The sequence below is a fragment of the Streptomyces sp. NPDC094448 genome (genome assembly GCF_044763775.1).
In the GTDB taxonomy this organism is placed as follows: Bacteria; Actinomycetota; Actinomycetes; order Streptomycetales; family Streptomycetaceae; genus Streptomyces.
On the sequence record NZ_JBIWGU010000013.1, the window covers coordinates 1 to 13,970 of the forward strand.

General features: G+C 73.0%; 12 protein-coding genes. 5 read left to right on the plus strand and 7 right to left on the minus strand.

Annotated elements, in window-relative coordinates:
- Positions 1-259: 259 nt before the first annotated feature.
- A complete protein-coding gene (locus ACIQ9E_RS24210; RefSeq protein ID WP_403710263.1) occupies positions 260-676 on the minus strand; it encodes an SsgA family sporulation/cell division regulator in 417 nt (138 codons plus the stop codon).
- Positions 677-864: 188 nt separating this feature from the next.
- Between ACIQ9E_RS24210 and ACIQ9E_RS24215 the strand changes: the two genes are divergently transcribed.
- The 5 genes from ACIQ9E_RS24215 (at position 865) to ACIQ9E_RS24235 (ending at position 5,824) form a co-directional block, all read left to right on the plus strand.
- Positions 865-2,124 carry an energy-coupling factor ABC transporter permease gene (locus ACIQ9E_RS24215; RefSeq protein ID WP_403710265.1) on the plus strand — a complete coding sequence of 420 codons (1,260 nt, stop codon included), beginning with the start codon at positions 865-867 and terminating at the stop codon, positions 2,122-2,124.
- A gap of 7 nt (positions 2,125-2,131) precedes the next feature.
- Positions 2,132-2,920, plus strand: a complete 789-nt coding sequence (cbiQ, locus tag ACIQ9E_RS24220) for a cobalt ECF transporter T component CbiQ (RefSeq protein ID WP_403710267.1) — start codon at positions 2,132-2,134, stop codon at positions 2,918-2,920.
- Entirely contained in the window at positions 2,917-3,693 is a 777-nt protein-coding gene (locus ACIQ9E_RS24225; protein ID WP_403710269.1) for an energy-coupling factor ABC transporter ATP-binding protein, read from the plus strand. Before cbiQ ends, ACIQ9E_RS24225 begins: the two co-directional genes overlap by 4 nt.
- Positions 3,694-3,764: 71 nt before the next feature.
- A complete protein-coding gene (locus tag ACIQ9E_RS24230; protein WP_403710271.1) occupies positions 3,765-5,048 on the plus strand; it encodes a serine hydrolase domain-containing protein in 1,284 nt (427 codons plus the stop codon).
- Complete coding sequence (locus ACIQ9E_RS24235) at positions 5,045-5,824, plus strand: SDR family NAD(P)-dependent oxidoreductase (protein WP_403710273.1); 780 nt, start codon at positions 5,045-5,047, stop codon at positions 5,822-5,824. The genes ACIQ9E_RS24230 and ACIQ9E_RS24235 overlap by 4 nt, the downstream gene beginning before the upstream one ends.
- A 245-nt stretch (positions 5,825-6,069) precedes the next feature.
- On the opposite strand, the gene ACIQ9E_RS24240 is transcribed toward ACIQ9E_RS24235, so the two are convergent.
- From ACIQ9E_RS24240 to ACIQ9E_RS24265, 6 genes are all read right to left on the minus strand, one after another.
- Positions 6,070-6,930 carry a DUF4190 domain-containing protein gene (locus tag ACIQ9E_RS24240; RefSeq protein ID WP_403710274.1) on the minus strand — a complete coding sequence of 287 codons (861 nt, stop codon included), beginning with the start codon at positions 6,928-6,930 and terminating at the stop codon, positions 6,070-6,072.
- A gap of 351 nt (positions 6,931-7,281) precedes the next feature.
- Positions 7,282-8,400 (minus strand): NADAR family protein, encoded by a 1,119-nt coding sequence (locus ACIQ9E_RS24245; protein WP_403710276.1) that lies wholly within the window; start codon positions 8,398-8,400, stop codon positions 7,282-7,284.
- 44 nt (positions 8,401-8,444) lie between these two features.
- Positions 8,445-9,515 (minus strand): DUF5954 family protein, encoded by a 1,071-nt coding sequence (locus ACIQ9E_RS24250; RefSeq protein ID WP_403710277.1) that lies wholly within the window; start codon positions 9,513-9,515, stop codon positions 8,445-8,447.
- Between the two features lie 192 nt (positions 9,516-9,707).
- Positions 9,708-10,205 carry a YbaK/EbsC family protein gene (locus ACIQ9E_RS24255; protein WP_403710279.1) on the minus strand — a complete coding sequence of 166 codons (498 nt, stop codon included), beginning with the start codon at positions 10,203-10,205 and terminating at the stop codon, positions 9,708-9,710.
- Between the two features lie 173 nt (positions 10,206-10,378).
- Positions 10,379-12,001 carry a penicillin-binding transpeptidase domain-containing protein gene (locus ACIQ9E_RS24260; protein ID WP_403710281.1) on the minus strand — a complete coding sequence of 541 codons (1,623 nt, stop codon included), beginning with the start codon at positions 11,999-12,001 and terminating at the stop codon, positions 10,379-10,381.
- Between the two features lie 191 nt (positions 12,002-12,192).
- A complete protein-coding gene (locus ACIQ9E_RS24265) occupies positions 12,193-13,920 on the minus strand; it encodes a dolichyl-phosphate-mannose--protein mannosyltransferase (protein ID WP_403710283.1) in 1,728 nt (575 codons plus the stop codon).
- Between the last annotated feature and the right edge of the window lie 50 nt (positions 13,921-13,970).

Here is a 13,970-nt window from a genome sequence, read left to right on the forward strand (position 1 = left end):
GGCGGGGGCCCCCCCCCCCGGGGGGGGGGGGGGCCCGGGGGGCGGTTGTTTGGCGGGGGCCCGCGGGCCCGCGGGGCGGGGGGGGGGTCGGGCCCCGGCCCCGCCCCCCCGACCGGAGGCTTCGCCGGTCGCCGCCGGTCACGTTACGCCGTTCGGGTGGACCACCCGGTCCGGTGGGCACCCGCGGCGCTCTGCGGAAGCGACCCGCGCCGCCCGGCCGGACCGCCCGCGCCGCCCGGCGCGACCTGCACCATCCGGCCTACGCCGGTTCCGTCTCCGCGCCTGCCGTGCCGGCCTCTGCGGTCCCCGCGCCCGGCTGCGTACCCGCGCCGCTGCCGCCGACCGCCGCTGCCGCGTACGTGTGCCGCAGGAAGCGGTTCAGCACGTTCGAGTCGAACTGCACCACCGCCACCCCCTCCGGCGAGTGGAACTCCACGACGGCCTGCGCCCGGCCGCACGGCCAGACCTCCACATCGCCGCTGCGCACCGGCTTCCGCAGCCCGCTCTCCAGGACCTCCCGGGGGAAGGTCCATCCGGTGCCGCCCGGGAAGGCGAACCGGACCGCCCGCGGATCGCCCTCCGGCTCGTACGACATGGAGACCCGGACCGGCCGGTACTGGGGAGCGTCGGTGACGATCCGGCCCCAGACGTGATCTTCGACGGTGGTGGCGGACATCGTTCGCTCCTCGCAACGTCTTCTTTGTCCTCTAATGTCCCATATTTTGGCTGAGGGTTCGATCGCGCTTTGCCCTTTCTTGAGCAGGAGACGCTCTTGCAAGCCATGCGCAGAAGAGCACAATCAGTGCTGCCCGTCGCAGTCCGCGCGTCCGCTCCATCCGTCGCCTTTCCGATCCGGAGCCCGCCATGCATGTTCCCGACGGTTTCATCAACGCACCCGTGTCGGCCGCCGCCGGAGCCGTGGCGGTCGTCGCCGTCGCGGCCGGCCTGCGCGGGGCCCGCCGCGAGACGGCCCCACCCGGAGCGGGCGCCGACCCCGGCGGCGAGCGCACCGCGCCCCTCGCCGGACTCGTCGCCGCGTTCGTCTTCGCCGTACAGATGCTGAACTTCCCGGTCGCCGCCGGGACCAGCGGACACCTCCTCGGCGGCGCGCTGGCGGCGATCCTCGTCGGCCCGTACACCGGTCTGCTCTGCCTCGCCGTCGTCCTGCTGCTCCAGAGCGTCCTCTTCGCCGACGGCGGCCTCACCGCGCTCGGCGTGAACATCACCCTGATCGGGGTCGTCACCGTCGTCGTCGCATACGGGCTGTTCCGGGGGCTGCTCGCGGTGCTGCCGCGCCGCCGGAGCGCGATCACCGCCGCGACCTTCGTCGCCGCGCTGGTCTCCGTACCGGTGTCCGCGGTCGCCTTCACCCTGCTGTACGGGATCGGCGGCACCACCGATGTGCCGTTCGGTACGGTGCTGGCCGCCATGACCGGCGTACACCTGCTGATCGGCATCGGGGAGGCGCTGATCACCACGGCAACCGTCGGTGCGGTGCTCGCCGTCCGGCCCGACCTGGTGTACGGGGCCCGGGACCGGGTGGCCGTACCGCTGAAGCTCCGGGTCGGCGGGCGACTCACCGACCTGCCCGCCCCGCCCGCCGCCCGTGCCGCGGACGCCCCCCGGCCCGCCCCGCGGCGCCCGTCCCGGGCCGTCGCGCTCACGGGCCTCGCCGTCGCCGTCGTGCTGGCCGGTTTCGTCTCCTTCTACGCCTCCGCCAGCCCCGACGGCCTGGAGCGGGTCGCCATCGACAAGGGCTTCGCGGACTCCGCCGACGACCACGCGACCATGGACTGGCCGCTCGCGGACTACAGCATCGCCGATATCGCGGACGACCGGCTGTCGGGCGGGCTCGCGGGCGTCATCGGCGTCGTCGCGACGGTCGCCGCGGGAACCCTGCTGCTCCGGGCGGCGTCGGCACGCCGCTCCGCGCGGGCGGGTGCGCAGCGCCCGGACGGGGGCGCGGCGCCCGCACGGGCAGCCACCGGGCAGACCGGTCCGTCCCCGAGGGCCGATACCCCGGACGCGACCGGGACCCCGCGGCCCGCAACGACGCCTCCCGACCCCTCCGTGCCCCTCGAACCCCCGGGCCCGTCGACCGCGCCCCCGGCCGGACGGGACTGACCCCGGCATGGGCGCGGGCCACCGCCACAGCCCCACCCACCGGCTTCACGTCCCCCGTAGCTCCCCCGTCCACGCCCTGCCCCCGCACTGCAAACTCGTCGCCGTCCTCTGCTTCGTCCTCGTCGTCGTCACGACGCCCGGCCGGGCCGTCTGGGCCTTCGCCCTGTACGCCGCCCTGCTGGCCGCCGTCACCGCAGTCGCCCGCATCCCGCCCGCGACCGTACTCACCCGGCTGCTCGTCGAGGTGCCGTTCGTCGTGTTCGCGCTGCTGCTGCCGTTCGCGGTGCCCGCCGGGCCGGGGGAGCGCATCACCGTTCTCGGACTGACCCTGAGCGAACCGGGGCTGTGGGGCGCGTGGAACCTCCTCGCCAAGGCGACCCTCGGCGTCGCCGCCTCCGTCCTGCTCGCCGCCACCACCGAGATCCACGCCCTGCTCCTCGGCCTGGAGCGGCTCCGGCTGCCCTCGCTGCTCGTCCAGATCGCCTCCTTCATGATCCGTTACGCCGATGTGGTCGCCGACGATCTGCGGCGGATGGCGGTCGCCCGCCGCTCGCGCGGTTTCGAGGCGCGCGGCCCCCGGCACTGGGGCGTGCTCGCGAAAACGGCGGGCGCGCTCTTCATCCGTACCTACGAACGCGGCGAGCGGGTCCATCTCGCGATGCTGAGCAGGGGCTATACGGGCACGATGCCCGCACTCCACCCGGATACCGCGGCGACCCGGGCCCAGTGGACCTACGCCGCGGCCCTGCCCGCCGCCGCGCTCGCCGTCCGCCTCCTGGGAGGAAACCCCCTGTGACCTCCACCGCCGTACCGCCCTCGCTGCACATCGCCGGACTCGCCTACGCCTATCCCGACGGCCACCAGGCGCTCTTCGGCGTCGACCTGACGGTCGGCCGCGGCGAACGCGTCGCCCTCCTCGGCCCCAACGGCGCCGGGAAGACCACCCTCGTCCTCCATCTCAACGGCATCCTCGGCGGCGGCGCGGGCACGGTCGCCGTCGGCGGGCTGCCCGTCGAACGAGCCCGCCTCGCCGAGATCAGACGCCGGGTCGGCATCGTCTTCCAGGACCCCGACGACCAGCTCTTCATGCCGACCGTCCGGGAGGACGTCGCCTTCGGCCCGGCCAACGCCGGGGTGCGCGGACCCGAACTGGAGCGCCGGGTCACGGCCGCCCTGGAACGCGTCGGCATGGCCGCCCACGCGGAACGGCCGCCGCACCATCTGTCCTTCGGGCAGCGGCGGCGGGTCGCGGTGGCGACCGTCCTCGTCATGGAGCCGGAGATCCTCGTCCTCGACGAACCCTCCTCCAACCTCGACCCGGCATCCCGCCGTGAACTCGCCGACCTGCTGCGGTCGCTGGACGTCACGGTGCTGATGGTCACCCACGATCTGCCGTACGCGCTGGAGCTGTGCCCGCGGGCGGTGGTGCTCGGCGACGGGGTGATCGCGGCGGACGGGCCGACCCGTGAACTGCTGGCGGACGGCGCGCTGCTGCGGGCGCACCGGCTGGAGCTGCCGTACGGCTTCGATCCGGCGGCCGTCGCCCCGCTCCCCGCCCGCCCCGACTGACCTGGAAGTCCGGCCCGCGGGCTGACGTTGCACCATGGAGGACGGACGCAGCGACGCGGAGGGGCGGGTCCATGACGGATGTACGGGGCACGGTGGCGGACGGTTTCGAGCCGGTGCGGGAAGCGTTCGTGCGCAACTTCGAGCAGCGCGGGGAGCGGGGCGCGGCGGTCGCGGTCTACCGGGACGGGCACAAGGTGGTCGACCTGTGGGCGGGGACACGGGACGCCGACGGCGGGCCGGGCCCGGCGGAAGCGGGGGGAGCGGGCGGCTCCGAAGCGGGGACCCCTTCCGCATCCCCGCCCGGATCCCCGCAAGGATCTCCATCCGGATCCCCGTCCGACTTCTCCTCCGGGGCGCCCTGGGCGGTCGACACCGCGCAGATCGTCCGCTCGGTCACCAAGGGCGTGGCCGCGGCCGTCGTCCTCCTGCTCCACCAGCGCGGCCGGATCGATCTGGACGCGCCGGTCGGCACCTACTGGCCGGAGTTCAAGGCGGCGGGCAAGGAGCGGGTACTCGTCCGCCATCTCCTCTCCCACCGGGCCGGGCTCCCCGCGCTGGACCGTCCGCTGACCCCGGCCGAGGCGATCGACGGGGTCAGCGGCCCGGCGGCGCTCGCGGCACAGGCCCCCGCCTGGCAGCCGGGCACGGACCACGGCTACCACGCGCAGACGTACGGCTGGCTGCTGGCCGAACTCGTCCCCCGGGTCACCGGCCGGAGCATCGGCCGCTGGGTCGCCGAGGAGATAGCCCGCCCCCTCGGACTGGACTTCTGGCTGGGGCTCCCGGCGGAGGAGGCGCACCGGGTGGGGCGGATCGGACCGGTCGAGGAGCCGCCGCCGGTGCGCAGCGGCGGGCTCGCGCTGCGGCCCAAACGGTCGGTGGCGGACGCCTACCGGGACCCGGACTCGCTGACCCGGCGGGCATTCGGGGTGATCGCCCCGCTGCCGGACGAGAACGCCCCGGAGTACCGGGCCGCCGAACTGCCCGCGTCCGGCGGGATCTCCACGGCCCGGGCGCTGGCCCGCTTCTACGCGTCGACGATCGGCGCGGTCGACGGCGGTCCCCGGCTGTTCGCGCCCGCGACGCTGACCCTGGCCCGTACCGAGGAGTCCGCGGGCCCGGACCGGGTCCTCGTCGTCCCCACCCGCTACGGACTCGGCTTCATGCTCCACGGCCCGGCGGCGCCCCTGCTGGGGCCGGGCTCCTTCGGGCACCCCGGGCGCGGCGGCTCCCTCGGCTTCGCCGACCCCGATTCGGGGATCGCCTTCGGCTATGTCACCAATGGGCTCCGCAAGGGAGTCACCGCGGATCCCCGTGCCCAAGCGCTGGTCAGGGCGGTACGTTCGGCGCTATGAATCGCTTCGAGGGTTACGGGGTCCTGATCACGGGTGCGGCCCGCGGTATCGGTGCGGCGACCGCGCGCCGGCTGGCGGCCGAGGGCGCCCGCGTCCTGCTCACCGATATCGACGGACCGGCAGTGGCGAAGACGGCGGCGGACGTACCGGGCGCGGCCCATCTGGTGTGCGACGTCGGCGACCAGGCGCAGGCGGAAGCGGCGGTCGCCCGCGCCGTCGACACCTTCGGCCGGCTGGACGTCCTGGTCAACAATGCGTTCGCCTGTTCGCGGGACATGGACGCCTTCGAGGACGAGCCAGACACCACCTGGCGGCTCGACCTCGACATCACCCTGATGGGCGCGGTCCGCTGCGCACGGGCCGCCCTGCCGCGCCTGGCGGAGGCGGACGGCCGGGGCGCGATCGTCAACATCGGCTCCGTCAACGCCGAGGCGGACTTCGGCAACCACGCCTACAGCGCGGCCAAGGCGGGGCTGGCATCGCTGACGCGGACCCTGGCGGGCGATGTCGCACCGCGCGGCGTCCGGGTCAACCAGATCAACCCGGGCACGATCCGCACCGCGAACTGGGACGGCCGCGAGGCCGTCCTCTCGGCCCTGGGCAGCCGCGCCTACCCCCTGGGCCGGGTCGGTGAACCGGACGATATCGCGGCGGCGGTGGCGTTCCTGGCATCGCGGGACGCGTCGTGGATCACCGGGACGGTACTGCGGGTGGACGGCGGACTGCTGGCGGTGAACCGCATGTTCGCCGAGATCATGGCGGAAGTGGAAGGCTAGCCTCTCGTTTGTCGGACCGGTCGGTTACCACTCCGGGGCGTGGAGCACATCACGACTGCCTCGGGGATACAGGCGTACGAGCTGCGCTACCACGGGGGCCGCATCCTGGACTGAGCCCGGCCCCGCCTCGCGGGCTGCAAAACGCAGCGTCCCCCGGTGCGAGGCACCAGGGGACGCCGAGGCGCTCAGCGGCCGAAGAATCAGCGGCAGAAGGTTCAGCGGCCGGGGGATCGGAGGCCGAAGGTTCAGAGGGAGCCCGACCAGCGGGCGCCGTCCAGGTCCGCCATCGAAGGGTTGAACTCGACCTCGGCGGTGCCCGCCGCCGTGGGCGGGAGGGAGAAGGCGTAGCGGCCCACGGCCTGCTTGCCGGGGAGGACGAAGTCGTTGAGGATCTTCTGGCGGCCGCTGCCGTCGATGACCAGTTCGGCGTCGGCGCCCTCGGCGTCGTAGACGTAGGGCAGGCCGGAATCGACGGAGAGCCGCACCTTGTTGGTGTTGACGACGGTGATCGTCACCTCGATCGCCTTGTTGCCCTTCGCATGGCCGTTGGCGAACGAGTCCGGGGTGAACGGCTTCGGCTTGTGGACCGTGACCTTCAGACCGTTTTCGAAGAGGAAGGGCTCGCCGAACGAGAGCTTCCGGGCGGCGGCGGCCGCCGCCTCCTTCTTCTTCGCCTCGCGGTCCTCGGCCTCGGCCGATGCCTCGATCTGCAGGATCCGGTCCTCGGCGGTGTCGTCCGCTTCCTCGACGACGAACACGGTCAGCAGACCGCCGGCGATGGAGAGCAGCAGACCGATCGAGCCCATGATCACGCCGCCCAGGGCCATGCCCTTGTTGGTCGCGGGCCCCTTGCGGGCCTGGCTCACGCCGATGATGCCGAAGACCAGCGCGAGCAGGGCCGGGAGCCAGGACAGCCAGAAGAGGAAGACGGCCAGGCCCAGGATGATCCCGATGATGCCGAGGACCAGGGCCGCGACGCCCATCCCGTTGCCGGGCGGCCGCGGCGGGACGGGGTGCTGGGACCAGGGCGGCGGGGTCGCCCCGGTCCACGGCTGGGGCGCCGGGGGAGTGGGGCTCTGGTCGCCGGGAGGGGTGGGCATGGTCATGCGGGATCCTTGAGCGGGTTCGGGTGCCTGGTCGTCTCTTTCGAATCAGGCCGGATCGGAAAGAAACGCCCTAACCCTCGACAGTACCAGCAGTTTTTACTCTTTCCTTACTTATTTTCCGGGGATGGGTCCTCACCCGGACGGGGCAACGGCGCCCGCCCCGCCCCTCCGGCGTGGCTACGCTGCGCGCCATGGCCGGACTTGAGCCCCCGAGGTGCCCCACCTGCCCCGCACGGCCGTGGCTGTGGAAGGACACCACGACCGCCGCCCCCGACCGGCCCGATCAGTGGCGCTGGTACTGCACCACCTGCCGGGCCCGCCGCGAGCCCGGTTTCGCCGAGCGGATGGCGTTCACCTACCAGCCGGTGCCCGCCGTACCGGCTCCGGTCCGGCCGGGGCGGGCAGTTCCGCGCGGGTGAGTTCCAGGAGCCGGCCCATCCAGTTCCGGCCCCCGCCCCCGTTGTCGCCCCAGAACGGGTCGTCCATATCGTCGTAGAGGATCGCCGCGGTCCCGGTCGCGAGCAGTACGGCCGCCAGTTCCGGGTGCTGGGTGAACTTCGCGAGCAGCAGCCTGCCCAGCACCGCTGTACGGGTCCGCTCCCAGTCCCCGTGGCGTACCGCCTCCCCGCCCAGGCGTTTCGCGGTGAACGGGGTGTCCGCGGCCGTGATCGCGGCGCGTGCCGCCGGATCGGGGGTGGACAGCGCCCAGTAGGCGTGCACGACCGTCGGATGGACCGTGCCCTCGTAGGTGATCGGCGCCGGGTACGCGTTCCGCAGGGAGGTCTTGTCCGGAGTGTCCGACGCCGCGGGGAAGCAGTGCGGGATATGGACCGACGGCGGGCATTTGTCGGCGGCGGGCCCGGCGCCCGGGCCCCACCCCGCGCGCTCCGCGAAGTAGGCGATCGCCTCCTCGTAGTCCTCCCGGCCGACCTCCTCCTCCGCGATCTCGTCCGTGCCGCCGACGCCCGCCGCCAGGATCCGCAGCGGCCAGTCCTTGAGGTCCATATCGCCGAGCGCGTAGCGCCGTACGGTCTCCGGGATCGCGTAGTACGCCGTCCGGACCGCGAGCCGGTTGGCCTCCGTGCGGTCGGCCATGAACCGGTCGACCGCGGCCAGACAGCGGTCCGTCGAGTCCGGGCGGCCGTTCAGCTCCTCGACGGTGTCGCGGACCTCGGCCAGCAGCTGCTCCGCGGTATGCCAGGTGCGGGGCGTCCCGAACGTCCACTCAGCCAGGTCGTGTCCCGAGGCCCGGCCGCCCTCGGGCAGCTCCGTCGCCACCCGGCCGGAGGCCAGCTTCTGCTCGAACTCCTCCAGGGTGACCGGCTCCCACGCGTCGACGATGCCGTCCGCGTAGACGAACAGATCGGTCAGGAAGTAGCGGCCGCCGTTGTTGATGAACGCATGGCGCCAAGTGCCCGGGATGCGGCGGCCGTCCGCCTCGCGGTGGACGAGTCTCGTCTTACGGATCATCCCCGCATTCTCTCCTTCTCCCTGCCTTCGCCGGGGCCGGGCCCTCACTCCTCCTCGTAGTGCAGCGTCCCGTCGTCGTCCATCGTCGGATGCAGTTTCATCGGGCCCCAGCTGTCGAGGTCGGAGGCGCGCGGGGTCTCGGGGCCGTCCGGGCCGCAGCGGATCGCGCGTTCGATCCGGCAGACCCGGTAGAGGGTGTCCCCGACCTGTGCCTCGTCCGCCCGCCCCGCCGCCCTGAACTCCGCCGCCGCCAGGGCGTGCGCCGCCCGGTCGGCCGCGTCGAAGCGGTACATCACGGGCCAGAACTCGTTCATCCCGTCGAAGAGGGCCCGCCGGGCGTCGTGCGGCGACGGCAGCAGCGCGCCCCGGGGCGTCCACCGGCCGTCCGCCAGCTCGGCCAGGCTGAAACCGACGGGCAGCAGGGCGATTTCGGGGTAATGCTCGACGGCGAGTTCCGAGTCCCTGCGCACCTGGTCGGGGTAGAGGGTGCCGCTGTACGTGAAGGACCGCAGGCCCAGTTTCATCGCCCCCGCCATCAGCCCCTCCTCCCGGTCGGGGTCGATGACGAGGCCGACTTCGGGCCACCGGCGGCGGCGGCCGCCCTCCCACACGTCGTTGCCCGGGTCGGGGTCGGTGGGGCGCGGCGGCTCGATGCCTTCCTCGCCGCGGCGGGCGAACCCGTCGGCGCGGACCACCCGGTAGCGGCAGCCGAGCACCTCGACCTCGTTCACCGGTTCGTTCTCCAGGACGCCGACCGCGTCGAGGAGCCGGCGGCGCACCCGTGGATCGCCGGTCTCGTCCTTGGCCCGGAACCACAGGAAGGAGTTGAGGCTGTCCCGCGCCTCCTGCGGGGTGCCGCTGGCCACCGGACGCAGCAGCCGCCAGGTGCCGTTCTCGCCGCCGTCGCGCCAGGGGTGCGCCGCGGTCCCCGGGGGCGCGCCGGGCCCGCCGGTGTTCTGCGCGGCGAGTCCGAACACCGGCCCGCGCACCAGAAGATCGGGGTAGCGGTACGAGGCCTCGACGGCGTCGGCCTCGGTCACCCAGGCCGCCGGGTCGTCGAGTTTCACCAGATTCTCGTGCAGCCGGTCGATCCGTCGCTTCCAGTCATCAGGCATGCGCACATTGTTGTGGCGCCGGGGCGGGCACGCCGTGGAGCGTACGTCAACTGGCCTGAAGCGTACGGGCGGTACGAGCCGCGCTCGAACGCACGGCCTGTCCGGCCGGCCGGGCCGGATCGTGCGTTCGAGCGCGGCGGAGCGCCGCGAACGCGCCCCGCGGCGGAGCCTGTGAACCCGCGGACGGTGTCGTTACTCCGTGCGCTCCCGCACATCGACGAGCGTGCCGCCCGCGTGCTCGACGAGCGACGCGGGGTCCAGCGGGAAGACCGTATGCGGGGTTCCGGCCGCCGCCCACACCACATCGTGGGCGAGCAGTCCGCGGTCCGCCAGCACCCGGGTCCGGGTCAGATGCCCGAAGGGGGGCACCCCGCCGATCGCGTACCCCGTCGTCGCCCGGACGAGATCGGCGTCGGCGCGGGTGACGGCCCCGGCCCCCAGCTCCGCCCGTACCCGCTCGACATCCACCCGGGACGCCCCGTCCATCAGCACCAGCACCGGCTCCCCGTCCGCCGCGAAGATCAGCGACTTGACGATCTCACCGGGGTCGCAGCCGATGGCGGCAGCGGCCTCGGCGGCGGTCCGGGTCGCGGCCGGGAAACGGCGTACCGGAACGTCGAGCCCCAACTCCTGCAGAGCGGCGGCGAAACGGGGATGGGCATCGGACACGGTGCTGTCATGAGTACTCATGGCCGGGCACGTTACTGCCGCCCGGACGGCGGGGGCGACCCGAATCGCCCCGGACCGGGGCGGTCGGCGGACGCCGTACGGCCGCCGCACCCTGCCGTACCCACAGGGAGACCCGCCCCCCTGAGGAACCGCAGCCGGCCGCCCCCGCCCCGTACCACCGGCCCCGGACCCGCTCAGCGCGCGTTCAGCACGCTCGCCACCACCGGCCCCGCGGCCACCCCGCCCCGGCCGCCCGCCTGCACGACGGCCGCCGCCGACACATCCCCGGCGAACCCGGTGAACCACGAGTTGCTCTTCGCCTGGTCGCCGACCTCCGCCGAACCGGTCTTCGACCCCTTGTCGCCGCCGACCGGCGCCATCGCCTGCGTGCCGGATCCGCCGCCCGCGTCCGCCCGCATCAGCGACCGCAGCGTGTCCGCCATCGCCGGAGGCAGCGGCTGCGCCGTCGCGAAGTCGGCGCCGTTCACCGACCGAGGCACCAGCGTGGGCTGCTTGAAGGCGCCGTTCTTCACCGTCGCCGACACGGACGCCATGTTCAGCGCGTTCATCGTGATCTTCCCCTGGCCGATGTACGAGGCGGCGGTCTCCGTACCCGACGAATCGGGCACCTTGCCGTCGTGGGTCGACACGCCCGTCTTCCAGTCCAGCCCGATGCCGAAGTACTTCCGGGCCGTATCGCCCAGGGCCGAACCCGCGACCCCCTTCTCCGTCAGCGGTTTGATCGCCTTGATGAAGGTGGTGTTGCAGGAGCGGGCGAACGCCTGCCGGAAGGTCGCGTCCGGCACCTCGAACTGCTTCAGGTTCTCGAAGGTCCGGCCGTCCCACTGCACGGTCTTCGGACACTCCACCTTGCTGTCCGCGCCGGTCACCAAACCGTGTTCCAGCATCATCGCCGCCGACACGATCTTCATCGTCGAGCCGGGGGCCTGCGCACCCATCAGCGCCGTGTTGAAGCCGCCCGCGGGCGAGTTGGCGATCGCCAGGATCTCGCCCGTACTGGGCTGGACCGCCGCCACCGACGCCTGCCCGTAGCCCTTCACCGCCTTCTCCGCCGCGGCCTGCACCCGGGCGTCGATCGTGGTCTTCAGCTTCCCCGGCTTCCCCGGGGCGAGCACCAGCAGCGTCCGGTCCGGCACGCTCTCACTCGCGGACTCCACCATCAGCTCCACGCCCGGTTTGCCGTCCGTGGCCTCGCCGAACCGCTTCCGCAGCCCGTCGACGACCGCCGCCAGCGACGGGTACGCCTCCTTCGACAGCTCCCGGCCGTTGCGGTCCACCGCCGTGATCGGCGGGGCGGACGCCGGGCCCGTGGTGAGCTTCGCGCCCTTCGTCAGCTGCGGATGGACGACGGTCGGCTGCCAGTTCACCAGCGCCCGGCCCGAGGTCTGTCCGCGGACCACCGTCAGCTGCGACCGGTACGTCAGCGGTTTGCTCACGCCTTCGTGCACCACCGTCGCCTGCACCGTGTACGGCACCGCGGCGCCCACGGCCGGACCCGGAACGATCTCGGCGGCCGACACCTTCGCATCCGTGCGGAAGCCGGATATCAGCGCCCGTGCCTCCGCCGTGTTGTCGGTGAGCCCGGCCGCGGTCTCCGCGTCGCCCTTGGCCCAGGCGGCGAGGAAGTCCCGGGCCGTCTCGTCGATCTCCTCCGGACTCGGCGGCCCGGTCTTCTCGGCGCTCTCCGTCCCGCCGCCGCTGACCCCTTCGTAGAGGTTCCAGCCCCCGTATGCGACCCCTCCGGCCACGACGAGAAACACCCCGCCGACGACGGCGGCCTTCGCTCCGCTGCGCATGCTCCGCGCCCTCCCCGATTCCCCGTTGAGTTCCACGTTTGTACGCCCCCGGCGGGCTTCCGCCGTCGCCGGACGCCCTCAGACCCTAGGCCGGAACGGAAGCCGAACTACCGTTCTGTTACGGGACCGGGACCAAGCATCACGCAGGCCGGCGGTGATACGCACACCCTCCGCCCCCGGCCCGATCCGGCCTACACCCAGGTGTCCAGCCACATCCGGTCCTGCCATTCGCTCATCGGGATCACCGCACCCGTGTACAGGGGGTGGAAGTAGATGAAGTTCCAGATGATCAGCAGGACGAGGACGCCCGCGCCGATCGCGCCCACCGCCCGCCGGGACTCGGTCGCCCCCCGCGGCCCCAGAATCGCCCCGATCAGCATCGCCACCGCCAGACAGAGGAACGGTACGAAGACCACCGCGTAGAAGACGAAGATCGTCCGCTCCTGGTAGAAGAACCACGGCACCCAGCCCGCGGCGATCGCGCAGGCGATCGCGCCCGCCCGCCAGTCGCGCCGGAACAGCCACCGCCACAGCACATAGACGATCGCCGCGCACCCGGCCCACCACAGCAGCGGGGTGCCGAGCGCCAGCACCTCGGAGGCGCAGTTGCCGCTGGTCTCGGCCGGACAGCCGCCGGTGCCCGGTTTCGGGTCCTTGTAGTAGTACGAGACCGGGCGGCCCATCACGATCCAGCTCCAGGGATTGGACTGGTACGTATGGCCCGAGGTCAGGTTCACATGGAACTCGTACACCTCGGACTCGTAGTGCCACAGGCTGCGCAGCCAGTCCGGGAGGAACGGCCAGGCGGTCTCCCGGCCCGGTCCCGTCGCCGCCCAGTTCCGCAGATGCCCCCGGTAGGTGAGGATCCACCCGGACCAGGTGGCGATGTACGTCACCACCGCGACCGGCACCGTCGCCACGAAGGCGGGCACCAGATCCCGTCGCGCCACCGCCGCGTACGGCCGCACCGCGCCCGCCGTACGGCGCGCGCCCACATCCCACAGGACGGTCAGCAGACCGAAGGCGGCCAGGATGTACAGACCGTTCCACTTGGTCCCGGCGGCCAGGCCCAGCATCACGCCCGCCGCGATCCGCCAGGGCCGTGAGCCGATCCGCAGCCGCTCCGCGACCGTCGCGTCCGGCCGCAGCAATCCGTCCGCGTCCACCGGCAGTGCCCCCGCCAGCCGGGCTCTGGCCCGGTCCCGGTCGATCAGCAGACAGCCGAAGGCCGCGACGACGAAGAACATCAGCACCAGGTCGAGCAGGGCGGTACGGCTCATCACGAAGTGCAGCCCGTCCACCGCCAGCAGCAGGCCCGCCACACAGCCGAGGAAGGTCGAGCGGAACAGCCGCCGGCCGATCCGGCAGATCATCAGCACCGAGAGCGTGCCGAGCAGCGCCACCATGAAACGCCAGCCGAACGGCTCGAAACCGAACAGCTTCTCGCCCAGGCCGATGACCCATTTGCCGACCGGCGGGTGGACCACGTACCCGGCATCGGCCGGAATCGCCACGGACGACGGGTCCTGGAGGATCTGCTTGTCGACGTCCTTGGGCCAGTTGCCCTCGTACCCCTGGTTGACCAGCGCCCACGAGTCCTTGGCGTAGTACGTCTCGTCGAATATCACCGCATGCGGTGTGCCCAGGTTCCAGAACCGGATCACCCCGGCGAACAGGGCGACCAGCAGCGGGCCCGCCCAGGCCGAGATCCGCAGCAGCGGTTCGACACGGTGCGGGGGGATGCCGAGTACCGGCCAGATCCTCTCGGACGGCCGGGCGTACGGCGGTACGAGCCGCTCCCGCAGCCCGATCACCGTCCGCGGGGTGTATCCGAAGCGCCGCAGACGCGCGGGCCAGGCGGCGGGGGGCGGCGGGTCGTCGGCCCCGCGCTTCAGGGGCGATGGCGCGGTACTGGTCACCGCGCCATCGTAGGGACATCCCCTGTGGCCGTGCCCCCGCCACCGCACGG